The following is a 25,552-nucleotide window of genomic DNA, read 5'->3' as shown; positions in this document are numbered from 1 at the left end:
CGCTCACGCACGGCCTAACACGAGTCACACCGAACCGCTGGCTGCGAGACTGAATTCGCCTTGCCGCCCAACTTCCTCGACGCACTTCCCGAGATCACAAAACTCAGCACGGCGAGTATCGCCACGCCGACGCCGCCGTACAGCATCACCCAGCCGAACCCTTGCATCAGCGCGTCATGCACGATGCCGCCGGCCGGGTCGATTTGCGCCAATCCCGGGATGCCGGTTCTGATCGCATCCACATTGCCCGCTGCGATTTTTTCGGCGACGCGGCCAAGCGACGCCATATCGAGCGTGCCCGGCAGCCGCGCCTTCAATTCGAACAGAATGCCGCCCACCAGGATCGCGCCCATCAACGCGATGTTGATCGCGAGCGTGATCATGCGCGCGCTCATGTCGATGCCGGACGCCATTCCCGCGCGCTCGGGCGGCACTGCGGCGGTGGTCGTATTGGTGACCGGCGTGTTGGTCAGGCCGAGGCCCGCGCCGGCGAGCACGCAGCCCGGCAACATGCTCCACACGCCCGGATGCGCGACGCTGCTGCCGAGCTTCATCAGCATGAAGCCGACGCCGATGGTCAGTAGACCCGCCGGTATCGCGACACCCGAACCGTAGCGCAACGCAAGGCGCTCGCCGAGCGGCGGGAACAGCAGCGTGGGCAGCGTGTAGGCGAGCAATGCCAGACCGGCGCTCACGCTGTCGTAGCCGAGACCGATCTGGAAGTAGATCGGCAGATAGATCATGAACGGCCAGAAGCTGAAGTTCATGCCCGCCGAGCCCATCAGCGCGCCGGAAAACGGTGGGATCCGGAACACCGAAAAGTCGAACATGGGCCGCGCGGTGAAGCGCTCCGCGCAGAGAAAAGCCACGAAGGCGAGGGCCGTCGCCACGAGAACGAAGATCGCGCGCGAACTCGCGAGCCCGAGCTCGGACACCTGCGTGATGAAGTACACGAGGCCGAACACCGCGAGCGACAGCGTGACGATGCCGGCAATGTCGAGCGAATGCGCGTGCGGATCGCGCGATTCCTGCACGCCGCCGAACAGCAGCATCAACGTGACGATGGCGAGCACCGCGTGCACCCAGAAGACCCACTGCCAACTCGACACCGCCACGATCATCCCGCCGATGATCGGCCCGAAGCCGAGCCCGATGCCGAAGATGATCCCCCACGCGCTGAACGCGCGAGCGCGCTCGGGACCGTCGCTGAACTGATGCGACAGCACGGCCACCTGGCAGATCAGCATCGCGCCGCCGCTCGCGCCTTGCAGCAAACGCGCGACGATCAGGGTCGGCACGCTTTCCGCGAGGCCGCAGATCAGCGAGGTGACACCAAACAGCGCGATGCCGATCACGAAAATCCGTCGCCTTCCGAAGCGGTCCGCCAGCGTGCCGGTCGCCATCAGCACGGTCGTGACCGCGAGCGTGTAGGCATTCATGATCCACTGCATGCCTTTGAAGTCGCCGTGCAGCACGCGTTCGAGCGTGGGGAGGATCACCGGCACGCTGGAGATTTCCAGGCCGAACATCAGCGACGCGAGACAGACCGCGCCGAGCGCCAACGTGTTTTTGCGGATCGAAAAGAAGCCGAGGAGCCGTACGGCGGCGGGTTCGTCAGATTCGAGCGTTGGTTGGGCGGGCCGTGGCGGCGCGTTGGAATGCGTGGACATGAGATTTCACCTCGATAGTCGGCGGGCGTGGCCACCGTGGAATCGGTAATATAGGGGGAATTTATGTCCCGATTGACACGTTTAAATCCCAGCACTGCATCGCGTACGGACCCAATAAGGCAAAGAAATGAGCGACATCCTCGATGGTGTGACGACGTTCGTGCGCGTCGTCGAAACGGGCAGTTTTGCGCTGGCGGCGGAACGCCTGGACCTCACGCGTTCGGCGGTCGGCAAAGTGATCGTGCGGCTTGAAAAGCGGCTCGGCGTGCGGCTGATCAATCGGACCACGCGCAGTCAAAGCCTCACCGAAGACGGTCAGGCCTACTACGACCGCTGCGTGCGCGCGCTCGCCGAACTCGAAGCCGCGGAAGCCGATCTCGATTCAGGGCGGCGCGAGCCGAAAGGGCGTCTGCGGGTCAGCGTGCCGCAGTGCTTCGGCCATCACTGCGCGGCGCCGGTGCTGCTTGAGCTGGCACGCCGTCATCCGCAATTGACGATCGACATTTCGATCAGCGACCGCTTCGTCGACGTGGTGGAAGAGGGTTTCGATCTGGTCGTGCGGGTCGGGCCGCTCGCCGACAGCATGAGTCTCGCGGCCCGCAAGCTGGGCATGCAATACGCGAGTATCGGCGCGGCGCCGGCCTATCTGGCACGACACGGCACGCCGCGCAACGTGGATGAATTACGCGGCCACTCGGCGATCGCCTATTTGCGTGGCGGCATACCGATGCCGTGGGATGTGGTCGACATCGACGGTCAGGTGCGTCGCGCGCAGGTGCATCCGCAATTGGCTTTCGACGACATGCAGGGGATCGTCGACGCGGCGGTCGCGGGCTTTGGGCTGGCGTGGTTGCCGAGCTGGCTGCTGGCGCGTCATGCCGGCAAGGGCGAACTGGTGACGGTGATGGAGAATTGTTTCCGGCCCGCGCAGGAGATTCACGCGGTGTGGCCGAAGAGCCGGTATCTGGCGTTGAAAACGCGCTGTGCGATCGACGCGCTGGTCGCCGGGATTCCGGCGATGCTCGGGGCGCCTGCGGCGGGTTAGGCCGGCTCAGGCGCCCCGATCACGCGCGTTGCTTTAGAACAGCAACGTCGCGCTAGCGACAGCGGTGCGCGTCGGCGAAGGCGACACGAACGAACCCCATGCGGTGGTCCAGTAGCGACGGTTGAGCAGGTTGTTGATGCCCGCGCGGAACGTCACGTCCTGGCCGGCGATCTTCGTCTCGTAGCGGCCGCTCAGATCGTAAGTGACATACGACGGCACGAACTGCGAGTTGGCGGCATCCACGGCCTGGTTGCCCACATATTTGCCGCCGAACGCCAGCGTCAGCGGACGCAGATACGCCGGGTTGTACTCGATGCGGCCCGTCACGGTGAAGCGCGGCGCGCCATACACGCGTTTGCCGTCGATGTTCGGATCGTCCACGTCCACCGCCTTCGCGTCGAGCCACATCACGCCGCCCATCACGCGCCATTCGTTCGTCAGCGCGAGCCAGCCGCTGGCGTCGACGCCGGTGTAGCGTTTGGTGCCGTTCTGCACGAAGTAGTTGCTGACGTTCGTGTAGTTGTAGCCCTGGTCGACACGGAACAGCGCGACATTGGCGCCCCACCTGGCGTGATCCGTCTTGAAGCCGATTTCGTACTGCTTGCTGCGCATCGGGCCGTAGGTTGCCGGGTAGTTCAGGTTGGTATTGCCGGCCGCGCCGCCCTGTTCCAGCGATTCGACGTAGCTCGTGTACAGCGTCGAATACGGGTCGGTCTTGAACATCAGCGCGAAGGTCGGCGTAACCGGGCTCGCACTGTATTGCGACGTGACGGCGGCGGTCGTGTCGTAGACGTTCTGGCGGTACTGCGTGTAACGCACGCCGAGCAGCGCCGACAGCCGCGACGTGAATTGCAGCGTATCGCTCGCATACACCGCGGCCTGCGTGGTGCGCTGCTGACGATACAGGTCCGAGCCGATGCTGACTTCGCTGTTGGTCAGCAGCGTGGTGGTGTACAGATTGCCGGTGCCGAGCGCGTAGCCCATGTTCCAGCCGGTGCTGTTGCTGTACTCGCTGGTCTGCGTCTGGAAGCCCGCGCCGACCACCACGTCATGCTTGATGCTGCCGGTGTTGAACTGGCCCTGCACCATGGCGTCGACGTTCTGATAGAAGTAGCGCGTCATGGCCGCATAAAGCGTGTTCGAGTAGTTGCCCGCCGTGTCGGTGACGTACAGGAAGCTATCCGAATTGGTGCGGTTCTCCTTGGCGAAGCGGTACTTCAGGCTCGCGTGCCAGTTTTCCGACAGACGGTAATCGAGACCCGTGCCGAACGACGCCATCTCGGTCTGGTAGTAGTTCTGCGGCTGGGTCAAACCGGCAACGTCGATCTTGCTCGCGTCCGGAATGCCGCCGGCGCCGATCCCGAGACCGAACAGCGTGCCGTTGGTTTTGCGCTTCTGGTAGAACGCGTCGGCGGTCCAGGTCAGGTCCGGCGTGATGCGGAAGTCCAGCGCCAGCGACGCCACCTGGCGGCGCACGTGGCCGTTCGGTTCGGCGGTGTTGCCGTCTTCGTTGACGAGGTTCAGGCGGTAGCCGAAACGGTTGTCGTTGCCGAAGCGGCCGCCCAGGTCAACCGCCTCGGTGAACACACCGGCCGATTTATAGCCGACCGTGACGCTGCGATATGGCGTGTCGGTCGGACGCTTCAACACGTAGTTGACGATGCCGCCCGGCGAGCCGAAGCCGTACATGAAGCCCGACAGACCCTTGAGCAGTTCGACCTGTTCGAACGGTTCGAGCGAGAGGTCGGTATCCCACGACGGGAAGGTCTGGCCGTCCACCTTGATGCTGTTCAGCGTGTCGATCGGCATACCGCGCACGGTGAAGACGGAGTTTTCGCTGATGGCGTTTTCGCTGATGGCCGAGACAGCCGGATCGTACTTGAACAGGTCGTTGGCGGTGGTCGCGAACAGATCCTGTGCTTCATCGCTCGTCACGACGTGGGTCGAGAACGGCGTGTCCACCTGCTTGCGCGAACCCAGCGCGCCGGCGCTGACGGTATCGGCCTGCGCCACGGTGGTGTCTTTCGATGCCGAAACCTTCACGGCCGGCAAGGTGGCGGCGGTGTCGCTGGCCGGGGCGGCTTGCGCCCATCCGCTCGATGAGAGTGTGGAAAGCGTCAAACCCACACTAACCAGGAGTCCGGCGCTAAGCAGCGACGGAGCGCGGCGCGGACCGCGCGCAAACGCCGGACGGCCGGCGATAGAAAGATTCTGCATATTATTCGAGTTGGACAGGCTGCCACCGCCGCGCACCGAAACGGTGCGAACGGCATCTTGCGAGCGAGTGACGGTTAAACGGATGGTGAAAAAGCGAGCGCACGAATGTTAATGCATATGATTCGCATTAACAATGTTTTTGAAAGCTAGCAAGTCATCTATAAGACATCTGTCGTAAGACCTAGGGCATTGGCCTCAAAGCCTTATCTGGCGGGGCTCGACCCCATCGAGCCCGGTTCGGGGATATGTTTGTTTAACAGCGAGTAGAGGAAAACACGCATATACTCACGGTCGGGCCGTAAAAAGTAGTGCCGTGCATCGCGCGGCGTTTTTGCAGCTTCGTCGCAACCTCGCCGGCTCAGCGCTACCAAACGCTCTGTCTATCACTTCACCTAGCAAAGCCTCGAACATGTCCACACCGCCGAAGATCATCTACACCCTGACCGACGAAGCCCCCGCACTGGCGACCTACTCGCTGCTGCCGATCGTCAAGGCGTTCACGCGCTCGTCCGACGTGATCGTTGAAACGCGCGATATCTCGCTTGCCGGCCGGATCATTGCTGCCTTTCCGGACTACCTGAGCGCGGAACAGAAGGGTTCCGACGATCTGGCTGAACTGGGTGGACTCACCACGCGTCCGGAAGCAAACATCGTCAAGCTGCCGAACATCAGCGCGTCGGTGCCGCAACTGAAGGCCGCGATCACCGAACTGCGCGATCAGGGCTTCAAACTGCCGGCTTACCCCGACGTCGCCACGACCGACGCTGAAAAAGACGTCAAGGCGCGCTACGACAAAATCAAGGGCAGCGCCGTCAACCCGGTGCTGCGCGAAGGCAATTCGGACCGCCGCGCGCCGCTGTCGGTCAAGAACTACGCTCGCAAGCATCCGCACAAGATGGGCGCGTGGACGTCGGACTCGAAGTCGCACGTCTCGCACATGAGCGGCGGCGATTTCTACGGCAGCGAAAAATCGGCGCTGATCGCAGCGGCCGGCGCCGTGAAGATCGAACTGACGGCAACCGACGGTACGAAGACGGTCCTGAAAGAAAAGACCAACGTGCAAGCGGGCGAGATCATCGACGCGTCGGTGCTGAGCAAGAACGCGCTGCGCAGCTTCATCGAAGCGGAAATCGCGGACGCGAAGGCCAAGGGCGTGCTGTTCTCGGTGCACCTGAAAGCCACCATGATGAAGGTGTCGGATCCGATCATCTTCGGTCAGGTGGTGTCGGTGTTCTACAAAGACGTGCTGGCCAAGCACGCCGACGCGCTGGCGCAAGCCGGCTTCAACCCGAACAACGGTATCGGCGACCTGTACGCGCGTCTGAAAGACCTGCCGGCCGCAACGGTCGAAGCGATCGAAGCCGACATGAAGGCGCAATACGCCGCTCGCCCGCAACTGGCCATGGTCAATTCGGACAAGGGCATCACCAGCCTGCACGTACCGAGCGACGTGATCGTCGACGCGTCCATGCCGGCCATGATTCGCGAGTCGGGCAAGATGTGGGGCACCGACGGCAAACTGCACGACGCCAAGGCCGTGATTCCGGACCGCTGCTATGCGGGCGTGTATCAGGCGGTGATCGAAGATTGCAAGAAGCACGGCGCGTTCGATCCGGTCACCATGGGTACGGTGCCGAACGTCGGCCTGATGGCGCAAGCCGCTGAAGAATACGGTTCACACGACAAGACGTTCCAGATTCCGGCGAACGGCGTGGTCCGCGTGACCGACGCAGCCGGCACGGTGCTGATCGAACAACCGGTGGAAGCCGGCGACATCTGGCGCATGTGCCAGACCAAAGACGCACCGGTGCAGGACTGGGTCAAGCTCGCGGTGAACCGCGCCCGCGCGACCGGCACGCCGGCCATCTTCTGGCTGGACGCGGCGCGCGCGCACGACGCCCAGATCATCAGGAAGGTCGAGCAATACCTGAAAGACCATGACACCACCGGTCTGGACATTCGCGTCATGACGCCGGTCGAGGCAACGCAGTTCTCGCTGGACCGCATCCGCGCCGGCAAGGACACGATCTCGGTCACCGGCAACGTGCTGCGCGACTACCTGACAGACCTGTTCCCGATCATGGAACTGGGCACCAGCGCGAAGATGCTGTCGATCGTCCCGCTGATGGAAGGCGGCGGTCTGTTCGAAACGGGCGCGGGCGGTTCGGCGCCGAAGCACGTTCAGCAACTGGTCGAAGAAGGCTTCCTGCGTTGGGATTCGCTGGGCGAATTCCTGGCGTTGGCGGCGTCGCTCGAACATCTGAGCAATGCGTATCACAACCCGAAGGCGCAAGTGCTGGCCAAGACGCTGGATCAGGCAACCGGCAAGTTCCTCGACAACGACAAGTCGCCGGCGCGCAAGGTCGGCGGTATCGACAACCGCGGCAGCCACTTCTACCTGGCTATGTACTGGGCGGAAGCACTCGCGGCGCAAACCGAAGACGCGGCGTTGCAGGCGCAGTTCGCCGGCGTGGCGAAGGCCATGGCCGACAACGAAGCGAAGATCATCGAAGAACTCGCCGCAGCGCAAGGCAAGGCAGTGGAAATCGGCGGTTACTACCGTCCGAACGTCGAGCTGACGAGCAAGGCCATGCGCCCGAGCGCCACGCTGAACAAGATCGTGGACGCGGTGGCATAAAGTAGTCGATGCCGCAGTCGATGCATTAGCCAGGGCAGCAGCAACACCTGCGCAAACCGCACGGAAATAAGCAGTAAGCACGACGATGGCGCTCTCGAGCGCCATCGTCGTTTTCACTTCTACGTGGGCAGCCGTCATACCTGCCCTCACACGTGAACGATTTCCCAATCGCTGAGCTTCTCCGGAATTTCGAGCGACGAGGTATCGTCGCCTTCGGACAGATGCGGGCAGATCAGACCACGCGCGAGGTCGTCGGCGGCCTGTTGCGCGCTGGAAAATTCGCCGAGCGTTTCGTTGCCGTAAGTGGCAGCCCAACCATCCTGTCCCGGCAAAATGTAGAACGCTCCCTGGGTCGAGCCAAAGCGAAAGCCTTTCATTTTCAGTCTCCCAATTGCCATTTAAAAACCGCTGTGCCGGTGCGGTTTCGTGCGCGAGGGTGGGGACCGTCCAACCGCCTGATCGTCCCGTCCAACCTGCCACGACTGCATGAAGCGCCGGCTCTTGTAAAAGAGTCTACGTCAGCGAGTAGCGGCGCAAGCCGTTCTTAGATGGGGCGACCTAACAAAAAAATTCGTTTAAAAATAAAGGCTTGCGTTGTTCATTTTGCGATGTGCAATGCGGGGCGACATTGCGAAATGGCGAATTTGTGCCACGCACCACGATTTTTTACGAAGCAAGCGTTCATGCCACATCGTGAAATTTTCGGGCTTGGGCGCGACACGGATTCCCGCCGATTCGCCGCGATGCTTAATTTCCAGGCATCGCGAGCCCGTTCAGGGCAAAACGCGGCGCAGAAAATCCAGCAGCACGCGATTGAATTGGCCGGGTCTTTGTAGCGGCGCGAAATGGCTCACGCCGGGCAGCGCGATGAGTGCCGCGCCGGGAATCGTGCGGGCAAGATAGTCGGCGTGTTCCGGTTTGATGAACTCGTCGTGTTCGCTCTGCACGATCGCAACCGGCACGCGGATCTGCGTCAGGTCGTCCGCGCTGTAGTTGGGCTGCGTGCGCATCATCTCGCTGACCGCGCCGACGAACGCGTCGAACTCGCCCGGCGTCGCCGATCGTTTCGCGTAGTCCTTGCGATGCCGGCTGAAGCAACGGTCGATTACCGGTGTCGGCACGAACGGCCGGGTGCCGCTGGGGTCCATGTTGCAGCCGAAGAAGAACACGCCCGCCACGCGTTCGGGCGCCTCGCTGGCCAACACCAGCGCGACGCATGCGCCGTCGCTCCAGCCGGCCAGCGCGGCGCGTTCGAGTTGCAAGCGGTTCATCACGGCCAGCACGTCGGATGCCATCAACTCGTAGCGATAGGGCTGCGTGTCGCGCGTGCTGCGGCCGTGGCCTCGACTGTCGACCACCACCACGCGATACCCCGCGTCGAGCAGTGCGGGAATCTGGTAGCCCCAGTTGCCGCTATGGCCGAGGCCGCCGTGCAGCAGAATCACCGGCGCGCCGGCGCCATAAGACGCGTACCAGATTTGCGCGCCGGCATGCTCGACATGGCCCTGATCGTTCGACGCCGGCAGCGGCGCGGTGCCATGTGCGTCGAAATGGGCGAGGTCGTCGTCGTGCGAGTCGAGGAAGGGGTCGGTCATGGTCGCCTCCGTAGCGTTCCGCCGGGATGGATGCGCAAGGTTGCCACTGGCCGGACGTCAAAATCAATCCGGCTACGGAATTTCGCTGGAGCGCTGCTGGCGCAGCACCAGCTCATGTTCATGCGGTGGCCGGACGCGCCGTGCTCGTCCGCTGACATGATTGCGGCGATTCAAATGCGTCGTTCAAATGCGTCGCTCGGATACGCGGCGGCGCTGGTTTGGTTCTCAACCTGGGTCGAGACCCAAACCTTCCTGCTTGCCGCCTGCGTTCAACTTGAAACGCGCCGGCTTCTTTCAGCTTCGATACGCCCCCGCCGCGACCGCGCTCGACGGAACCGTCGCCAGCAGATTGACGGCCACCCGATGCGCCCGCTCCCGCTCATCCGCGCTCAGTTGCGCGCTAACGCGTTGTTCGACGGCGCGGACCGCATCCGCATACATGGCGTGATGGGGTTCGGCCGCGAAGCCGGCCAGCGCACGCTGAAGCCACGCATCGCCGAGCGCCTTGTCACGCATCACGCCGTCGCCTGACAGATAGCGCATGCCGATCTCATACTGCCGCAGCGTGTCGCCCAGCAAGGCTTCGTTCAAGGTTGAGAGGGCAGCCCACGAGGCCAGGCCGGATTCGGTCGCGTCGTTCGAAGCGGGCGCGCGCGCACCGCCGGCCGCACCAGCCGCACCAGCCGCACCAGCCGCACCAGCCGAACCAGCCGAACCAGCCGAACCCGGATCGCCGGCAACAGCGAGCCACTGCATCGAGCGGCCATTCAGCGCGTGCACATCCCCCGTAGCTTCAGCGCGCAGCGCGAGCGCGATGGTTCCCGCATTGCTCCCGAGCGCAGCGGCTTTCCGATGCCAACTCAGCGCCAGCGCATCATCGCGCGGCACGCCATTGCCGGTCTCATACAGATTCGCGAGATCGCTGGCCGCCTCGCCCGAACCGGCCGCTGCGGCCTTTTCAAGCCAGCCGCGCGCAACATCAACGTCTTGCGGAACACCTCGGCCGTACAGATAAGCCTCGCCGACCATGGCCATGGCGCCCGAACTGGTGTCGGCCGCCCGGTTGGCCCAGGCCAGCGCCTCCCGATCGTTACGCTCGCCGCCGAGCCCGGTAAACAGATGCCACGCCAGCGAACTTTGCGCCGAGACATTGCCCTGTTCCGCCGCGAGCCGGAACCAGTAGACCGCTGCACTGAAGTCGGCGGGGACGCCGCGGCCCAGATCGTACGAGTCGCCGAGCATCGACTGATAGACCGCGTCGCCGCGACTCGCGATTCGCCATTGCCAGTAACTGCTGTCGCGCTCCGACGTCGTGTCTGCAATGCCGACGGCCAGCCGACGCATCGCGAAGAGGTCGCCGGCTTGCGCGGCGGCGCGGCACCAGCGCTGCGCCAGCTCGGGATTGCGCGTCACGCCGGCGCCGTTCGCATAGGCGAGACACAGCACGCGTTGCGAGGCGAGATCGTTCGATTCGGCGCCGCGCGTGAACCATTTGATCGCGGTCGGCTGATCGGGCGGCATGCCCTGGCCTTTGGAGTAGACCGTGCCCATCGCGGTATAGGCCGGCGCGAAGTTTTGCGCGACCGCCTTGACGTGCCACGCCTTGCCGTCGGCTTTGGCCGTGTCCTTATTGGCATCCCTACCGCCGTTCGCCTGCATTTCCAGCAGATACAAACCCAGGATGGTCTGCGCCTGAGCATTGCCGGCCCGCGCGGCCGTTTCCAGATAACGCTGGCCGAGCACCGCATCGCGCGGCACGCCGATGCCGTACATATACTGCCAGCCGGTCTGACGTGCTCCGTCGACGTTGCCGAGATCGGCGGCCTTGCGATACCAGACCAACGCCTGCGCCTTATCGACCGGCACACCATCGCCGACGAACAGCATCCGGCCGACCATCAGCGTGGCTTGCGGATCGCCGCGCTCGGCGCCGGTATGCGCGAGCCGGAACGCGAGCGCCGGATCTTTCGGCATGCCGAGCCCGGCATCGGCGAGCGACGCCAGGTTGAACGCGGCGATGCCGAGTCCCTGGTCGGAGGCCCGCTGATACCACTGCTTCGCTTCGACGAGATTGCGTGGCTCGCCTTCGCCACGCTGCAGCATGGTGCCGAGATCGTTCTGCGCCGCCGCGAGGCCGGCCTGAGCCGCGCCGCGCATCCAGCCGATTGCGGCGTCGAGATCCTTGGGACCGCCAAGGCCCAACCGATACTCAACGGCCAGTTGGAAACGCGCAGTCGCATCGCCTTCCAGCGCGGCTTTGCGATGCCATGCCCGCGCCAGCGCCAGGTTGCGCGCCGTGCCGGTGCCTCCTGCATACAGTTCGCCGAGCCGGCGCTGCGCGTAGACCGAGCCGCGGCTCGCCGCGTAGGACATCAACGCAAAACCCTTTTTCTCGTCGCGCGGCACGCCAGCGCCGGCCACGTACAGATCGGCGAGCACCGCGTGCGCGCCGAGATGGCCGCGCTCCGCAGCCGTATTGATCCAGCCCGCCGCGTTGCGAACGTCCTGCTTCACGCCGGTGCCGCGCAACAGCGCCATGCCGAGCAGGAACGCCCCGTCGGCATCGCCGCGCGTCGCGCCCTGAATGAACCACGTGACGCCGCCCGCGACGTCGCGCGGCACGCCCGCCCGGCCGTCGAACAGGATTTGCCCGGCGTTGGACGCGCTGTGCGACGAGCCGTGATCCGCGGCGCGCGCGAACTCGGCGTAGGCCGAGGCGAAGTCGACCGCGCCGCCTTCGCCGTTGTAGTCCATCAGGCCGAGCGTCTCGGCCGCGAGGCCGTCGCCCTGGTCCGCGGAGAGCGTCAGCCAGCGTCGCGCGGCGGCGTAGTCTTTCGGCGCACGCATGCCGTCGCGGTAGAGCGAACCGACCACACGTTGCGCGCTGCGCGAGCCGTCGACGGCGGCCTGCTGCAACATCGCGAGGCCGGTGTCGGACGGCGGCATCGCGTAGCCGAACAGCATCATCTGTCCATAGATGGCGCGCGCGTCGAGATTGCCGGCCGCCGCCTCGGTGCCGCACGATGCGAGCAGTTGCGCGGGCTTGGCAAGCGGCGAGGCCGCCCACTCCTGGCTGGCGCCGAAGCGCAGCGCGCAGGGTGTGGTCGGATCGCCGAACGGCAGGAGCGGCAAAGCCGGGAACGGACGCGGCAGACGCGCAGCGTCCTGCGCGCCGGCCGACATGGCGCCGGCGCCGAGCGGCGCAACGGCCGCCGCGGTCAACGTGAGCGCCGTCAGCAGCGCGGGCAGGAACGTGAGCCGTCGCAGTGGGTGAAGCAACGCGACGGACTTCACGCTGCGCCTCGCTGCGTCATCAGCCACTGGTTGACGCCATGGGGTTGACGCTCGTTCAGGCGATCAAGGTCAACGTCCAGGTCAAGGTCGAGGTCGAGGCGCTGCGCACCAGTCATCGCACCGATCATGAAGTCATTCGATGTGGCCGTCGACGGCGTTGAATTCTGCGCACATGCGCTCCGGCAGAACGCGGCGAACACGGCGCTTGTGCGCCGGTTCAAAGAGGTCTTCATTGTCATTTTCGGGTGATGAAAAGGCGGGCATTCTGATTAATCACCTGGCGCCCCATCAACCCTATCGGCACAAAGATGAATAACTTGAGCATCGGGATCGATCAGTTCGACCCGATACGGCGCCCTAAAGAATAAACCCGGCGCGCGGCCGGGTTTATTTCAGTGCTGCGATGTATTCAGTCTCGCAAGCGTTGTGGGCCAAACGTCACGCCGCTCAACTCGACACGTACGCCACATAAGGCCCGAGGCCGCCACCCGTCGACGAGTGTCCCGCGATGCCGTAGAACACATGCCGGCCGTAAAAGAACGGCAAACCGAAGTCGAACTGACCGGGCATATAGATGCCGAGGTTGTTGAACGCGTTGTTTCCCGACGCGCTCAACGTCAACCCGTTGGCGATGTTGAAGCCCAGCGTCGCGCTAGCCGGACTGGTCGAGCTCAGCGTCGCCGTGCGGCCCACCGTCGCGGTCGGCACGTAGTAGCTGCTCGCCGGGTCGCGAGCGATCGTCGTATCCGGGAAGAACATCACCGTCGAACCGGAATCGAAGAACGTGCTGGTCTGCGTCGTGCCGTTATAGGTCGACGTGAAGTTGCTGTTGATATCCGTCCTGATCAACGTTGCGCTCGTGCCGGCCAACGTGTTGTTGGCCTGCGTGTCGATACCGAACACAAGCGTGCCCTGGGCCGACGCGCTGCCGCTATCGGACACCTGTGCCATCTCGAGAATCACGCCGTTGTTGTCCTGCACGAAATACGAAACCGGATTGGCGACCTGGCCGCTGAGCGGCACCGTGGTGGCCGTGCCCGCGTTGGTGTAGTAGTGCGTCAACAGTGGCGCGACGGCGCACGCCGAACCGCAGTCCGTCGGACTCACGCCGATGCCGAGAATGCCGTTCGCGCCCACATCGGCGGCGGTCGCCATCAGGCGGCCCACCTGGCATTCGGACGGCGCGGCCGTCGTCAGCGCCGGGTCGCCGATCACCTGGATCGGCAGCGTCGAGGCAACTTCGCCCGACAGCGCGAGGTCGGCAGTATGCACCGTGCCCCACGTATAACCGCTGCCGAACAAGGCGCACTCGGCGAGCGGCAGGCTATTGGCCGTTTCAGTGCCGAACGTGTTGAAGGTCGCGTCCGGAATCACGGAACGCACGAGGCGCAGCCCGTACGAACCCGTGTCGACCAGCACGTTCGGAATCGTCACGCAGTTGGCGGTGGCGTTCGTCCCCGGCTTGCAGAGCTTGATGCTCACCATCGGCTGGTTGTGAATGCCCGTGCCGGTGACCGTCACCGCCATCGTGTTGCCGGGACCGACCGCGGTCGGCACGGCGGACGCGTCGGCCGCGAGTACGTTGGGCGTCGAGCTGGTCAACGGCGGGCTCGTGATGCCGTTCGTCGTGCCGCTCGAAGGCGTGTTCGAACTGCTACCCGAGGTCGACGAATTGGCCGTCGAGCTGCCGCTGCTGCCACCACCCCCACCGCAGGCGGCCAGACTCAGGCCGAGCGCCGCGGCAATAATCCATGCGATTTTGCGCACTTGTATTCTCTCGTTTGATTTCTGTTGATTTACTTGATGTCGTCAGCGCTCAGGCCTTGCGGCAGCGCTTGCGGCAAATAGGCACGACCCACGAAGGAGCCCATGTGCCCACCCGTCTCCACGACCAGCCCCGTCTGACGCACGACGGCGGCGCCGTAGCCGCCGCCTTGGGTGTTGTGCGCGTCGGTGAGTGCCTGGACGTAAGTCGGGAAGTAAGTCGCGAGCAGCGTCTTCAGCGGCGGCATGGTCGGACCTTGCCAGCTCAACGCGAACACGGTGTTCCCCGCCGTGATGTACTCGTTGACCACCGTGCCGGACGGCAGCGTCGTCTGACTGACGGTATAAGCCGGCGTCGCCGCATTGGCGCTTGCGCTCGCCGCGAAGCGCGCCACCGCGGCGCCGCCCGGACTGGCCGCGCCCGCGCCGGTGCTGCTGGCCGTCACCGGATACGTCGGCGCGCTACCCAGCGCCGCGTAAGCAGGCGCGACGGTAACGAACGACGCCGCCGCCACCACGGCGATTCCAAATTTACTGGTTATCATTTTTTGATTTTGTGGAAGTTTTTGGAAAATACGCGCGAGCTTGCCCTCGCGCTCGCGCGAAACGAAGCTTAGCGTGCGGTCGCCTTTTTAAATCCAACGAATTGAGAAGCGAATCCGCTTCTGTTTGAAATTGAAAGCTTGGTCGCGCGAATAAACCAGGCTGGACTAATTGATGCGAAGTGAAGGGTGAATCGATGTAGCGCGTTCAGACGGCCAGTTGCGCGGTAATCGCGCGCGCCATCACGCGGTTGCGTCCGGCCGCTTTCGCCGCATACAACTGGGCATCCGCTGCCGCCAGCAATGCGGCCGCGCTGCCGCCTTCAGGCGGCTGGCACGCTGCGCAGCCGACGCTGATCGTTACGTGCCCGCCCGGCGTATCTTTGTTCGCGAGTCCTGCCGACTCGACCCGTTTGCGGATTTTTTCGGCGACCTTGAGCGCGCCGTCGAGCGACGTATTGGGCAGCACCACGGCGAATTCCTCGCCGCCGTAGCGCGCGGCGAGATCCAGCGCGCGTCGTGTGCCCGACACAATACGTTCGGCGACCACGGTCAGCACTTCGTCGCCGGTCGCGTGTCCGTAGGTGTCGTTGAAGCGCTTGAAATGATCGATGTCGATAAAGAGCAGCGCTAGCGGCGTCTGCTCGCGCTGCGCGCGCCGCCATTCCTGCGCGAGCCGGTGGTCGAACGCGCGGCGGTTGCTGAGTCCGGTCAGTGCGTCGGTCGCGGCGACGCGCTGCAGCGCGGCCTCGGCGCGCACCTTGTCGCGCAGTGCGAAGGCGAACAGCCACACCACCACCACGTAGGCGGCGCCGAACAGTACCGTCATCGCGCCCGCCAGCAGATTGCGGCGGCGCCAGCCCGCCAGCACGTCGTCCACGGCCGGCGCAATGCCGACGATGATCGGCGTGTCCGGCACATGCGCATAGGTGTAAAGCCGCGAGACGCCGTCCAGCGAGCCGTCCGACACGAAGCTGCCGATCTCGTGGCCGGCAATGCCGGCGAAGTTCGCGGTCTTCGCATAGTTCGAGCCGATGCCGAGGCGTGCCGCGGGCCGGCTTGCGAGCAGCGTGCCGTTGTTCAGCACGATAAAGCCGGCGCCGTTGGGACCGAGTGAGATGTTGTCGAGCAGATGCTCGAAGTACTCGATCCGCACGCTGGCCATCGCAATGCCGTCGAAGGCGCCGTTGGGCGCATCGACACGTCGTGACAACGCGACGGCCACCGCACCGCCGCGCACTTGCGACGCATACGGATTCGACAGGTAGAGACCCGCGTGCGGCGTGTTCTGCTGAACCGTGAAGTAATCCCGATGCGCGAACGACAGGCCCGGATACGTGTTGCCGCTCATCGAGGCTTTCACGCGGCCTTGCGCGTCCAGCACGTAGGCGTCGCCGGCCAGCGGCGAACCCAGCGTGCGATCGAACAGTACGCGTTGCCTGAGGTCGGGCGCGAGGCGCCACGTTTCCGCCTGGCCCGCGTCTTTTGCGACCTCGAGCAGGGAGGTGTCGTACAGCCGAAAGTTGCGCGCCAGATCGCGGCTGATGATCGTGACGAGGTTGCGCGAGCTCTCGACCGCGTGGCGGAGTTCTTCCTCGCGGCTGTTGTAGAGCGCGAGGAAGGTGAGGCCCGCCACCACGGTGGCGGTAAGCATGCCGGAGAGGCCCGCCAGAAAAGGATGCCGGCCGATCGCGCGCAGAATGCAGACGCGTATCCCGACGAGCCGCCGCGCCAACCGGTACCGCGAGGTGACAACCTGTCCTGTCGACACGTGCGTGACTCCCGAGGGTGCCGGTCGATCCGGCGTTGGAAACGACGTTCGTCGTCGCTTCCCGGCGCTAGGATTGAAGCATTGAATCCGTCGAGGGGTCAATCGCGGCAGGCGCCCGGTTGGGCGCTTCATCCGCGCGATTAGACCGGCGCGTCGGCCTCGCGCAATTGCGCCTCGGACTGGTCATGCCACGTGACCAGCCAGCTCTCCAGCTTGTCCGGCGGAAGCGGCCGGCTCACGTGATAGCCCTGGGCCAGATCGCAACGCAGGGTCTTCAGATGCTCGAGCGTGGCGGCATCTTCCACCCCTTCCGCCACGACCTTGAGCCCCATGTTGTGGCCGAGATTAATGGTCGAGCGGACGATCGTCTCGTCGTCCTTGTCGTCGGCCATGCCCATCACGAACGAGCGGTCGATCTTGAGTTCATGGACCGGCATCCGCTTCAGATAGGACAGCGACGAGTAGCCGGTGCCGAAATCGTCGATGGATAAACGGATGCCGAGCCGGTGCAGCTGGTCGAGCGTCGCGATTGCGTGATTCGGATCGTCCATGATGGCGCTTTCCGTGATCTCGATCCACAGCGAACCCGGGTCGACCTCGTATTTGCGCAGCAACGCGTCGAGCGTTTCCGGCAGTTCGGCGTGCATCAGATCGCGTGCCGACACGTTGATCGAGACCTTCAGATCCAGTCCGAGCGCATGCCATTGCGCGCATTGACGGATCGCTTTTTCCGCGACCCAGCGCGAGATCGATTTGATGTAGCCGGTTTGCTCGGCAAACGGAATGAACTGGTCGGGCGCGATGAACCCTCGGGTCGGATGCTCCCAGCGCACCAGCGCTTCGACGTACTTGACCGCCCGGGTGGCGAGGTCGACTTTCGGCTGATAGTGCAGCGTGAGCTCGTCGTGTTCGACCGCGTGACGCAACTCGCTCATTAACGACAGGCGCTCGGCGCTGTGCTGATCGTCGCGTTCGTCGTAGATCGCAAAGCCCGTGTTGGCGCGCTTGGCGGTGTACATCGCGACATCCGCGCGGCGCAGCAGCGTGTGCATGTCCCGGCCGTTTTCCGGGCAGCTCACGATGCCGATGCTGGCACCCACATCCACCACCTGGCCCTCGACGACGATCGGCGTTTCGAGCGCTTTCAGCAGCCGCGCCGCCACGATTTTTGCCGCGTCGACATTGTCGGTCGGCAGCAGAATGGCGAATTCGTCGCCGCCCAGCCGCGCGACCGTATCCGAGGCACGCAGCAGATTCGCGCGCAGACGCTTGCCGACTTCGTCGAGCAGCAAGTCGCCGATGTGATGGCCGAGCGTGTCGTTCACGTACTTGAAGCGGTCCAGGTCCATCATCATCGCGCTGAGCGGATGACCGAGACGCAGCGCAACCACGATCGCCTGCTGCAGGCGGTCGTTGAACAGCGCGCGATTCGGCAGGCCGGTCAGGCGGTCCTGATAGGCGAGGTCCATGATGCGCGTTTCGCGCTCGGCAATGCCTTCCCGCATCTGGTTGAACGCGGCGGCAAGTTCGCCGATTTCGTCGCGGTGGCTGACCTCGATCGGCTCGCTGTAGTCGCCCTGCCCGATGCGTTGGCTAAACCGTGTCAAGGCGCCGATCGGCCGCGTGACGCTGCGGGCGGTGAACACGCTGCCGCCAATGGATACCGCGACGCCGATCAGCGTGAGGATGAACAGCGTCGTCTGCAAACGATGATACGGCGCCATCGCTTCTTTCAACGAGCGCTGCAGGATCGCCACCACGGGTTCGCCGTCGGAGGCGAGCAGCACCACGCGCGTGCCGTAATCGTCGATCAGATCGAACGGGCCGGCGCGGGGATCGGCGGGCGCGGCGGCGATCGAGGCTTGCAACGGCTCGCGCGCGGTGTGTTCCAGCGACGTCGCGAGAACCGTCCAGTGTTTGCCGTCGGGCTTGCCGAGGAAGGAGACGTCGAGCGACGTAAGCCCGCGGGTTTCGCGTGCGAGGGCGTCGTCGATCGCGAAACCCATCGTCACCCAGGCGATCACGAGCGGCGCCTTGACGGGCACCGCGACGAGCTGATACGGGCGGCCGTTGATGACGCCGATCGTCGAAGCGTCGCCGCTGTGTTCGGCTTTGCGGATCAGACCGGGAAACGCGAAGGGTTCGCCGGCATGCGTGGGGCCGCGGCTGTCCGCGATCAGTTTGCCGTCGAGTCCGACCAGCATGACGACGTCGGCGTTGATGCGGTCGCCGTGATTCTGCAGCGCGGACGTGACGGTGGTCTGGTCGTGCGAGGCGACCGCCGCGCGGAACCCGAAATCGGCCGCGACGACGCTGGCGGCCTGGGTCAGTTTGCCGGCATTCGAGTGCAGCACTTCCTGAAACACGCGCTCGCCGACCGATAACTGATCTTCGACATTGCGGTGCGCATTGGACGCGATCACCGTGCTGATGACGACGAAGACCGCCGCCTGAACGGCGAGCATCAGCAGCACGAACACTAGCGCGATGCGAGAGCGCAGACTGTGGATACGCATACCGACTCCCTGGTGACCTACATTGCGTCCGGCTTGAGTTGCAGCACGAACTTCGCTGAAGCGTCGGCGCCGAGATTCAATTTTTGCGCCGGGCGCGCGTCCTGATCGACTGCGCGATAGCTCCAGGCGGTGACCTGGTAGTTGTCCGCGGGCAGACCCGCGATCGACGCGTGTCCTTGCGCGTCCGTTTTGGCGAAGTAGGGCGTATCGACGATCAGCAGATAGGCAATCATCATGTCGTGGATGTTGCAGCCCATCACGACCAGCCCCGGTTTGTCGAACACCACGGGATGAGCCGGGATGCCGTGGTACAGCTTGAGCTCGAATTTCTTCGCGGGGGAAAACGAGTAGACGTCGTGCTCGATATTGTCTTTGTTCGGAAAGCTGATCGAAGCGCCCGTCTGAACGACAGAAACGAGCGGCACGAATTGCCGGCGCACCTGGTCGATGATCGCGTCGGCCGGTGGGCGCGCCGGTAACTTGGTACTCATCGGCATGGCGTAGATCACCGTGTCGGCGGCGGGTTGGCCGGACTGGTCCACCACCTGGACCTGCAGGCTCACGGCTTGGGCCGGGACAGCGAGCAGCGCGGTCAAACAGCCGGTGAGCGCCACGCTTAACCATTTGCTTCTTGTCACTGTGTGATCCCCGTCAGTTCATACGTCGGTGGCCGCTACGCGTGGCCGGTTGTTCAGTGCCGGCCGCGGCGTTGCACGCCGTCGCGCCGCGCGTTCGACGGCGTTTAGTTGCGCTCTTCAATGTCGCGATACATGGGCGCCAGTTTCGCCAGCAGTTTGTTCTGCGAGCGGAACGGCACATCGTTCTTGTCCATCGCCTTTTGCAGGTCTTCGACCAGCGCATTGAAGGCGGCGCGATTGATATTCAACCCTTCGTGACTGCGCTTCATGGTGCGGCCGGTGTATTCGCACGGCCCGCCCGTCAGCACGCAGAATTGTTCGACCAGCTTTTCCTTCAGACGCTTGATCGACACGCCGTCGAAGTACGGGCTCGTGCGCGGATCGGCCAGCAGGTCGGCGACGAAGTCGTCGGTGATCTTGACGAGGCCGGCTTTCTCGCCGAAGACCTCGTAAAGCGAGTCGTCGGCGCGCGCGGGCGAACTGCCGAGGAACGCAACGAGTGCGCCGGCCAGAAGCACGGCAGTCGAGGTACGGCGGACAAGGTTCATGACGTCGTTGGGTGACATGAGTCGTGGTAGAGGGGGCGCGTCAGAAACCCACCTGGGCGGACAGGTAGACGCCGTGCTGGTTTCTGACCGTTGCGATGTCGCCCAACTCCACGTAAGCCGCGGTGAGCGACAGGTGTTTGGTGGGCGCCCAGGCGACGAACGCGTCATACGCATTCTGTTCGCGCGCGAAGTTCCGGTTGTTGGGCTTGGTGCGGTATTCGGCGCCGGCCGTCAGGTTTTTCGACAGCAGGTACGCCGCCGACGCTTCGATCTCCGGGTGATACCGATCCGACCGATCTCCGCCGAAGCCAAGCAGGCCGAACTGGTTCGCCTTGGTCATGCGCAGCGTCGCGTTCAGCAGCAGACTTTGGGCGAGCAGCAACTTAGTTGCGGACACATAGAAATCAGTGCCGGAATTGCTGGTGGCGCCCACGGCCTTGACGATGTCGCCCTGCTCGTTGTGCTTGAACTGGATGCCGGCGGCGATCTGCGGCAGCCAGCTATCCTGGTCGAGCACGGCGTCGCCGGCCACGCGCACCTTCACGCCGAAAATGTCCTGATTGAATTTGAACCCGGCGGGCAATCCCAACTGAGGGCCGACATTGCGCGTATCGAACGTCTGGCGCGCGATCGACAACTCGAGCCGGTTCGCCAAGCCCGCCGCGACGCCGTACGTGGACAGCGCGAAGTCCTGCGTCCGCAGATACGTGAAGTGGGCGTTGCCGCCGAGCTGGTCGCCGGTGCCATAACCGCCGATGACAGCCCAGGGCGTGAGCCCGCCGCCCGCTGATCCTTCGACTTCGGATACGCCGCCGGTGAGCAGCAGTTTGCCGCCCGTAGCGGGCGCTTCGGACTGCGCTGAAGCTGGGGCTTGAGTCTGTGCCGGAGACTGCACTTCGGCCTGCGCGGCCAACGGTACGGCAGCGAGAGAGGCGCAGAGCAGCCCTGTCCGCAGGACATGCCGATGCCCAGGAATTCGCAACTTCACAATCTGACAACTCCAGAGACGTGCCGTGAATCGGAGCGGCGTGGCGCGATCGGGAGACTTGCGCCGCGCGTGCCTGGCCGCGACCTCTGCCTCAAGCGACGAGATGCGTCGTAGTCGAGGAAGTAGTCGGGCGCCGTTGAATGGGGAAACAGGTGGGGATTGGCGGACTGCCGTGTGGCCACCCCACCGTCTATTAACGGCGGCGTGGGCGCGTTCTTGAGTTTTTAAGCGAGCGACGAATGGCGGTTAATCGTGCCTGTTCGATCCATGTTTAGATCGACGAGGGCGCCTTGCCGGTAGATCGAGCGCGCGTCATGCGCGTCAGCCTCGACTTGCCACCTGACCGTCCGTCTGACTCGCCGCATGCGCGCGACGCAACCGTTCGCGACTGTTGCTCAGATGCATGCGCATGGCGGCGCGCGCGTCGTCCGCGTCCTGGCGTTCGATCGCGCGATGGATCATCTGGTGCTCGGCCAGTACGTTGCGCAGATGCTCGATATGGTCCAGCTCCGCGATCTCGGCGGTGCCGAGTCGCGTACGCGGACTCACCGAGCGGCCCAACTGGCTGAGCACGTCGAAGAAGTAACGGTTGCCGCTCGCCCGCGCGATCTGCAAATGAAACTCGATGTCGTGCGCGACGGTGTCGGTGCTGCCGCGTTCGAGTTCCGACTCGAAGCGCGTCAGCGCGGCGCGCATCTGCTTCAGATGCTGGTCCGTGCGCCGCGCGGCGGCGAGCGCGGCCGACGCGGCTTCGACGTCGATCCGGAATTCGATGATCGCCATCACGTCCAGCATGCTGGAGAGATCGGCGGCGGGCAGTTGCAGCGGTTCTTCCGAAGCGGGCGCGAGCACGAAGGTGCCGATGCCGTGCCGTGTCTCGACCACCCTGGCCGCTTGCAGGCGCGAGATCGCCTCACGTACCACGGAGCGGCTCACGGAGAGCTGCTTCATCATCGCGACTTCGGTGGGAATGCGGTCGCCCGGCCGCAACGCGCCGCGGCGGATTTCGTCGGAAAGGGTGGCCACCACCTTCTCAGTTAGGCTGCTCATTTCTGTGGCTTGTCGGCTAATCGGCTGAAAATGCGCACGTTGCGTGCGCGAGAGGTCGTACAACGGGACGGCCCGGCCATCATAGCGCCGCTCGGCGGCACGGACGATCCCGCGACTGAGATCTTAATCTGCCACCCGGTGGAGATACATCATATTATTGTCATCAGACGTCCTGGTTTGATGCAAAACACAGCACGGTCAGTCGTGGTCAATCTATATGAAATCCATGCAGGACGGCGATTTCGTCGGGAAAGGGTAAACACCGAATTGGAATCACTCGACCTCTCCATGTAGACTGTCGTCAGACAACGTATCACGCGTTTCCCGCACCTCTGCTTCTCTGCCCGAATGCGCCGCGTTGTGTTCGATCAGGCCACCCAAGTGGCCGATACTGGAGACAACCTTGACCTCTGCTCTTGCCCCGGCCGCCGATCCGCTCGAATCCGCGGTCTCCAAAGTCAAGCGGCACGTATTGCCGCTGTTCCTGATCATGTTCATCGCGAACTACATCGACCGCGTGAACATCGGCTTCGTCAATTCGCACATGCAGACGGACCTGGGCATCGGCGCGGCGGCGTATGGTCTGGGCAGCGGTTTGTTCTTCATCGGTTATGCGCTGTTCGAAGTGCCGTCGAACGTGCTGATGCAGAAGTACGGCGCGCGCGCGTGGCTGACCCGCATCATGGGCACGTGGGGACTGGTCGCGGCGGCCATGGCGTTCGTCTGGAACGACACGTCGTTCTATGTGCTGCGCTTTCTGCTCGGCGTCGCCGAGGCGGGCTTCTTCCCCGGCGTGGTGTTTTACTTCACCCAGTGGCTGCCGCAGAAAGATCGCGGCAAAGCGGTGGCGGTTTTTCTGGCCGGCTCGGCGCTCGCCTCGGTGCTGTCCGGCCCGATCACCGGCAGCCTGCTGTCCATTCGCGGCTTCGGTCTGCACGGCTGGCAGTGGATGTTCCTCGTCGAAGGCGGTTTCTCGATCGTGCTATGCGGCGTGAGCTGGATGCTGCTGAAGTCGCGCATTCGTGACGCGTCGTGGCTCACGGCCGAAGAACGCACGGTGCTCGAAACCTCGATCGCGAAGGAGCAGGCCGAGCGCGAGGCGCACGGCGGCGCGCATCTGCCCGCCATGAAACTGCTGAAGGACCCGCAGATCCTGCTGTTCTGCCTCCTGTACTTCGCGATTCAATTGACCATCTACGCCGCGACCTTCTGGCTGCCGACCATCATCCGCAAGATGGGCGGCCTCACCGATTTCCAGGTCGGCATGCTCAACGCGATTCCGTGGCTGATCGCCATGGTCGCGATGTACTGCTTCGCGGTGCTGTCGTCGAAATGGCGCTTCCAGCAGGCGTGGCTCGCGGTGGCGCTGGTGATCGCGGCGTGCGGGCTGTTCGCGTCGACGTCGGGCAATCCGGTGTTGTCGTTCGTGGCGATCTGTTTTTCGGCGATCGGCTTCAAGGCGGCGGCTTCGCTGTTCTGGCCGATTCCGCAAGGCTATCTGGATGCCCGCGTGGCGGCCGCGGTGATCGCGTTGATCAACTCGGTCGGCAACCTCGGCGGCTTCTTCGCGCCGGCCACGTTCGGCTATCTGCAGCAGCACACCGGTTCGATTACCGGTGGCCTGTATGGCCTCGGCGTGGCGTCGCTGATTGCGGCGGCGGCCGGTTTTCTGACCCGCGACCGGCGCGTGAATCGCGACGCGCTGCCGGAGCCGGTGCACCGCAACGCGCACTGATTACACTGATCGTTAGCGGTGTTCGTCATGGGTCATGCCACTTCTTCTTGCCGTCCGCCGGCCGTGTCGAACGCGAGCGCTACAGCGCGCTACGCTGTTCACTCGCCGGCTCACTAACTCACTCACTTACCAGGCTCAACATCATGTCCACGCAACCCACTCAATCGAACGCGACGCCGACCGTCACCGAACTGCGCGTCGTGCCCGTCGCCGGACGCGACAGCATGCTGATGAATCTGAGCGGCGCGCATGGCCCGTTCTTCACGCGCAACATTGTGATTCTGCGTGATAGCGCGGGGCATATGGGCGTCGGCGAAGTGCCGGGCGGCGAGAGCATCCGCAAGACCATCGACGACGCGCGGCCGTTCGTGGTCGGCCAGTCGATCGGCAATTTGCAAGCGATCCTGAACAAGGCGCGCACGCAATTCGCCGACCGCGACGCGGGTGGACGCGGCCTGCAAACCTTCGATCTGCGCACCACCATTCACGCGGTCACCGCGCTCGAGGCCGCGTTGCTCGATCTGCTCGGCCAGCATCTCGGCGTGCCGGTCGCGGCGCTGCTCGGCGAAGGCCAGCAACGCGACGAAGTGGAAATGCTCGGCTATCTGTTCTATATCGGCGACCGCAATCAAACCGATCTGCCGTATGCAAGCGGCGCCGACGGACACGACGACTGGGAGCGCGTACGCACCGAACAGGCGATGACCCCCGAGGCCGTGGTGCGGCTCGCCGAGGCCGCGCAGGCGCGTTACGGTTTCAACGACTTCAAGCTGAAGGGCGGCGTGCTGTCCGGCGACGCTGAAATCGAAGCGGTCACGGCGCTCGCCGAACGCTTTCCGAACGCGCGCGTGACGCTCGATCCGAACGGCGCGTGGTCGCTGGCGGAAGCGGTGCGCCTGTGCCGCGATCAGCACGACGTGCTGGCTTACGCGGAAGATCCGTGCGGCGCGGAAAACGGCTACTCGGGCCGCGAGGTGATGGCCGAGTTCCGACGTGCGACCGGCTTGCCGACGGCGACCAACATGATCGCCACCGACTGGCGTCAAATGGGCCACGCGATCCAGTTGCAGTCCGTGGATATTCCGCTGGCCGATCCGCACTTCTGGACCATGCAGGGTTCGGTGCGCGTTGCGCAGATGTGCAACGAATGGGGCCTCACGTGGGGCTCGCATTCGAACAACCACTTCGATATTTCGCTGGCCATGTTCACGCAGGTGGCGGCCGCGGCGCCCGGCAAGATCACCGCGATCGACACGCACTGGATCTGGCAGGACGGGCAGCGTCTGACGCGCGATCCGCTGCGGATCGTCGGCGGTAAGGTCAAGGTGCCGCAGACGCCGGGTCTGGGCGTCGAGCTGGATATGGACGAACTCGAGAAAGCGCACGCGCTGTATCAGCAGCATGGTCTCGGCGCGCGCGACGACGGCGTCGCGATGCAGTATCTGATTCCGAACTGGAAGTTCGACAACAAGCGCCCGTGCCTCGTGCGCTGATCGGGAAAGCCGGGCCGCCGCAGTCGGTGCGGCCCTGGTCGCCGCGCT

The 25,552-nt window shown here is 64.3% G+C and carries 18 protein-coding genes; 4 read left to right on the top strand and 14 right to left on the bottom strand.

Features of this window, described 5'->3' with window-relative positions; translation table 11 throughout:
* Positions 1-14: 14 nt before the first annotated feature.
* The gene (locus tag FA94_RS33275; protein WP_081936284.1) at positions 15-1,670 is read right to left on the bottom strand and encodes an MFS transporter; all 1,656 of its coding nucleotides are present in this window, start codon (positions 1,668-1,670) and stop codon (positions 15-17) included.
* 127 nt (positions 1,671-1,797) lie between these two features.
* On the opposite strand from FA94_RS33275, the gene FA94_RS33270 reads away from it, so the two are divergent.
* Positions 1,798-2,715 (top strand): LysR family transcriptional regulator, encoded by a 918-nt coding sequence (locus FA94_RS33270; protein ID WP_035559718.1) that lies wholly within the window; start codon positions 1,798-1,800, stop codon positions 2,713-2,715.
* 33 nt (positions 2,716-2,748) lie between these two features.
* On the opposite strand, the gene FA94_RS33265 is transcribed toward FA94_RS33270, so the two are convergent.
* Positions 2,749-4,932, bottom strand: coding sequence for a TonB-dependent siderophore receptor (locus tag FA94_RS33265; protein WP_035559716.1), 2,184 nt, complete (start codon positions 4,930-4,932; stop codon positions 2,749-2,751).
* A gap of 409 nt (positions 4,933-5,341) precedes the next feature.
* On the opposite strand from FA94_RS33265, the gene FA94_RS33260 reads away from it, so the two are divergent.
* Entirely contained in the window at positions 5,342-7,570 is a 2,229-nt protein-coding gene (locus FA94_RS33260) for an NADP-dependent isocitrate dehydrogenase (RefSeq protein ID WP_035559714.1), read from the top strand.
* 146 nt (positions 7,571-7,716) lie between these two features.
* Here FA94_RS33260 and FA94_RS33255 read toward each other — a convergent pair whose 3' ends face one another.
* The 12 genes from FA94_RS33255 to FA94_RS33205 form a co-directional block, all read right to left on the bottom strand.
* Positions 7,717-7,947 (bottom strand): hypothetical protein, encoded by a 231-nt coding sequence (locus FA94_RS33255; RefSeq protein ID WP_035559712.1) that lies wholly within the window; start codon positions 7,945-7,947, stop codon positions 7,717-7,719.
* A gap of 396 nt (positions 7,948-8,343) precedes the next feature.
* On the bottom strand, positions 8,344-9,165 hold the full coding sequence (locus tag FA94_RS33250; RefSeq protein WP_035559710.1) for an alpha/beta fold hydrolase: 822 nt from the start codon (positions 9,163-9,165) through the stop codon (positions 8,344-8,346).
* Between the two features lie 294 nt (positions 9,166-9,459).
* Positions 9,460-12,459, bottom strand: a complete 3,000-nt coding sequence (locus FA94_RS33245) for a tetratricopeptide repeat protein (RefSeq protein WP_051981033.1) — start codon at positions 12,457-12,459, stop codon at positions 9,460-9,462.
* Positions 12,456-12,692 carry a hypothetical protein gene (locus tag FA94_RS38945; protein ID WP_156126764.1) on the bottom strand — a complete coding sequence of 79 codons (237 nt, stop codon included), beginning with the start codon at positions 12,690-12,692 and terminating at the stop codon, positions 12,456-12,458. Before FA94_RS38945 ends, FA94_RS33245 begins: the two co-directional genes overlap by 4 nt.
* A 214-nt stretch (positions 12,693-12,906) precedes the next feature.
* Positions 12,907-14,226: a DUF3443 domain-containing protein gene (locus FA94_RS33240; protein WP_035559707.1), complete on the bottom strand. Its 1,320-nt coding sequence runs from the start codon at positions 14,224-14,226 to the stop codon at positions 12,907-12,909.
* A 29-nt stretch (positions 14,227-14,255) separates the two neighbouring features.
* Positions 14,256-14,768 (bottom strand): DUF2844 domain-containing protein, encoded by a 513-nt coding sequence (locus tag FA94_RS33235; RefSeq protein WP_035559704.1) that lies wholly within the window; start codon positions 14,766-14,768, stop codon positions 14,256-14,258.
* Positions 14,769-14,973: 205 nt separating this feature from the next.
* Positions 14,974-16,536, bottom strand: coding sequence for a diguanylate cyclase (locus tag FA94_RS33230; protein ID WP_035559701.1), 1,563 nt, complete (start codon positions 16,534-16,536; stop codon positions 14,974-14,976).
* Between the two features lie 140 nt (positions 16,537-16,676).
* Complete coding sequence (locus FA94_RS33225; protein WP_051981031.1) at positions 16,677-19,052, bottom strand: putative bifunctional diguanylate cyclase/phosphodiesterase; 2,376 nt, start codon at positions 19,050-19,052, stop codon at positions 16,677-16,679.
* 17 nt (positions 19,053-19,069) lie between these two features.
* The gene (locus FA94_RS33220; RefSeq protein WP_231585090.1) at positions 19,070-19,690 is read right to left on the bottom strand and encodes a methylamine utilization protein; all 621 of its coding nucleotides are present in this window, start codon (positions 19,688-19,690) and stop codon (positions 19,070-19,072) included.
* A gap of 104 nt (positions 19,691-19,794) precedes the next feature.
* Entirely contained in the window at positions 19,795-20,238 is a 444-nt protein-coding gene (locus FA94_RS33215) for a group I truncated hemoglobin (RefSeq protein ID WP_035559697.1), read from the bottom strand.
* 40 nt (positions 20,239-20,278) lie between these two features.
* Positions 20,279-21,133, bottom strand: a complete 855-nt coding sequence (locus FA94_RS33210) for a DUF3034 family protein (protein ID WP_051981432.1) — start codon at positions 21,131-21,133, stop codon at positions 20,279-20,281.
* Positions 21,134-21,547: 414 nt separating this feature from the next.
* A complete protein-coding gene (locus FA94_RS33205; RefSeq protein WP_035563848.1) occupies positions 21,548-22,276 on the bottom strand; it encodes a FadR/GntR family transcriptional regulator in 729 nt (242 codons plus the stop codon).
* 403 nt (positions 22,277-22,679) lie between these two features.
* Here FA94_RS33205 and FA94_RS33200 point away from each other — a divergent pair, with 403 nt between their 5' ends.
* Both FA94_RS33200 and gudD read left to right on the top strand, forming a co-directional pair.
* Entirely contained in the window at positions 22,680-24,011 is a 1,332-nt protein-coding gene (locus tag FA94_RS33200; protein ID WP_035559695.1) for an MFS transporter, read from the top strand.
* 143 nt (positions 24,012-24,154) lie between these two features.
* Positions 24,155-25,504 carry a glucarate dehydratase gene (gene gudD, locus FA94_RS33195; protein ID WP_035559693.1) on the top strand — a complete coding sequence of 450 codons (1,350 nt, stop codon included), beginning with the start codon at positions 24,155-24,157 and terminating at the stop codon, positions 25,502-25,504.
* Positions 25,505-25,552 lie beyond the last annotated feature (48 nt).

It is taken from the genome of Burkholderia sp. 9120 (assembly GCF_000745015.1).
Classification (GTDB): Bacteria; Pseudomonadota; Gammaproteobacteria; order Burkholderiales; family Burkholderiaceae; genus Paraburkholderia.
Note: the sequence above shows the minus strand (reverse complement) of the source record. Positions and strands in the feature narration are given on the sequence as shown.

Excerpts from the sequence above, each read along its gene's own strand:
- FA94_RS33275 (WP_081936284.1), bottom strand. The coding sequence starts at position 1,670 with ATGTCCACGCATTCCAACGCGCCGCCACGGCCCGCCCAACCAACGCTC.
- FA94_RS33270 (WP_035559718.1), top strand. The coding sequence starts at position 1,798 with ATGAGCGACATCCTCGATGGTGTGACGACGTTCGTGCGCGTCGTCGAA.
- FA94_RS33265 (WP_035559716.1), bottom strand. The coding sequence starts at position 4,932 with ATGCAGAATCTTTCTATCGCCGGCCGTCCGGCGTTTGCGCGCGGTCCG.
- FA94_RS33260 (WP_035559714.1), top strand. The coding sequence starts at position 5,342 with ATGTCCACACCGCCGAAGATCATCTACACCCTGACCGACGAAGCCCCC.
- FA94_RS33255 (WP_035559712.1), bottom strand. The coding sequence starts at position 7,947 with ATGAAAGGCTTTCGCTTTGGCTCGACCCAGGGAGCGTTCTACATTTTG.
- FA94_RS33250 (WP_035559710.1), bottom strand. The coding sequence starts at position 9,165 with ATGACCGACCCCTTCCTCGACTCGCACGACGACGACCTCGCCCATTTC.
- FA94_RS38945 (WP_156126764.1), bottom strand. The coding sequence starts at position 12,692 with ATGAAGACCTCTTTGAACCGGCGCACAAGCGCCGTGTTCGCCGCGTTC.
- FA94_RS33235 (WP_035559704.1), bottom strand. The coding sequence starts at position 14,768 with ATGATAACCAGTAAATTTGGAATCGCCGTGGTGGCGGCGGCGTCGTTC.
- FA94_RS33225 (WP_051981031.1), bottom strand. The coding sequence starts at position 19,052 with ATGCGTATCCACAGTCTGCGCTCTCGCATCGCGCTAGTGTTCGTGCTG.
- FA94_RS33215 (WP_035559697.1), bottom strand. The coding sequence starts at position 20,238 with ATGAACCTTGTCCGCCGTACCTCGACTGCCGTGCTTCTGGCCGGCGCA.
- FA94_RS33205 (WP_035563848.1), bottom strand. The coding sequence starts at position 22,276 with ATGAGCAGCCTAACTGAGAAGGTGGTGGCCACCCTTTCCGACGAAATC.
- gudD (WP_035559693.1), top strand. The coding sequence starts at position 24,155 with ATGTCCACGCAACCCACTCAATCGAACGCGACGCCGACCGTCACCGAA.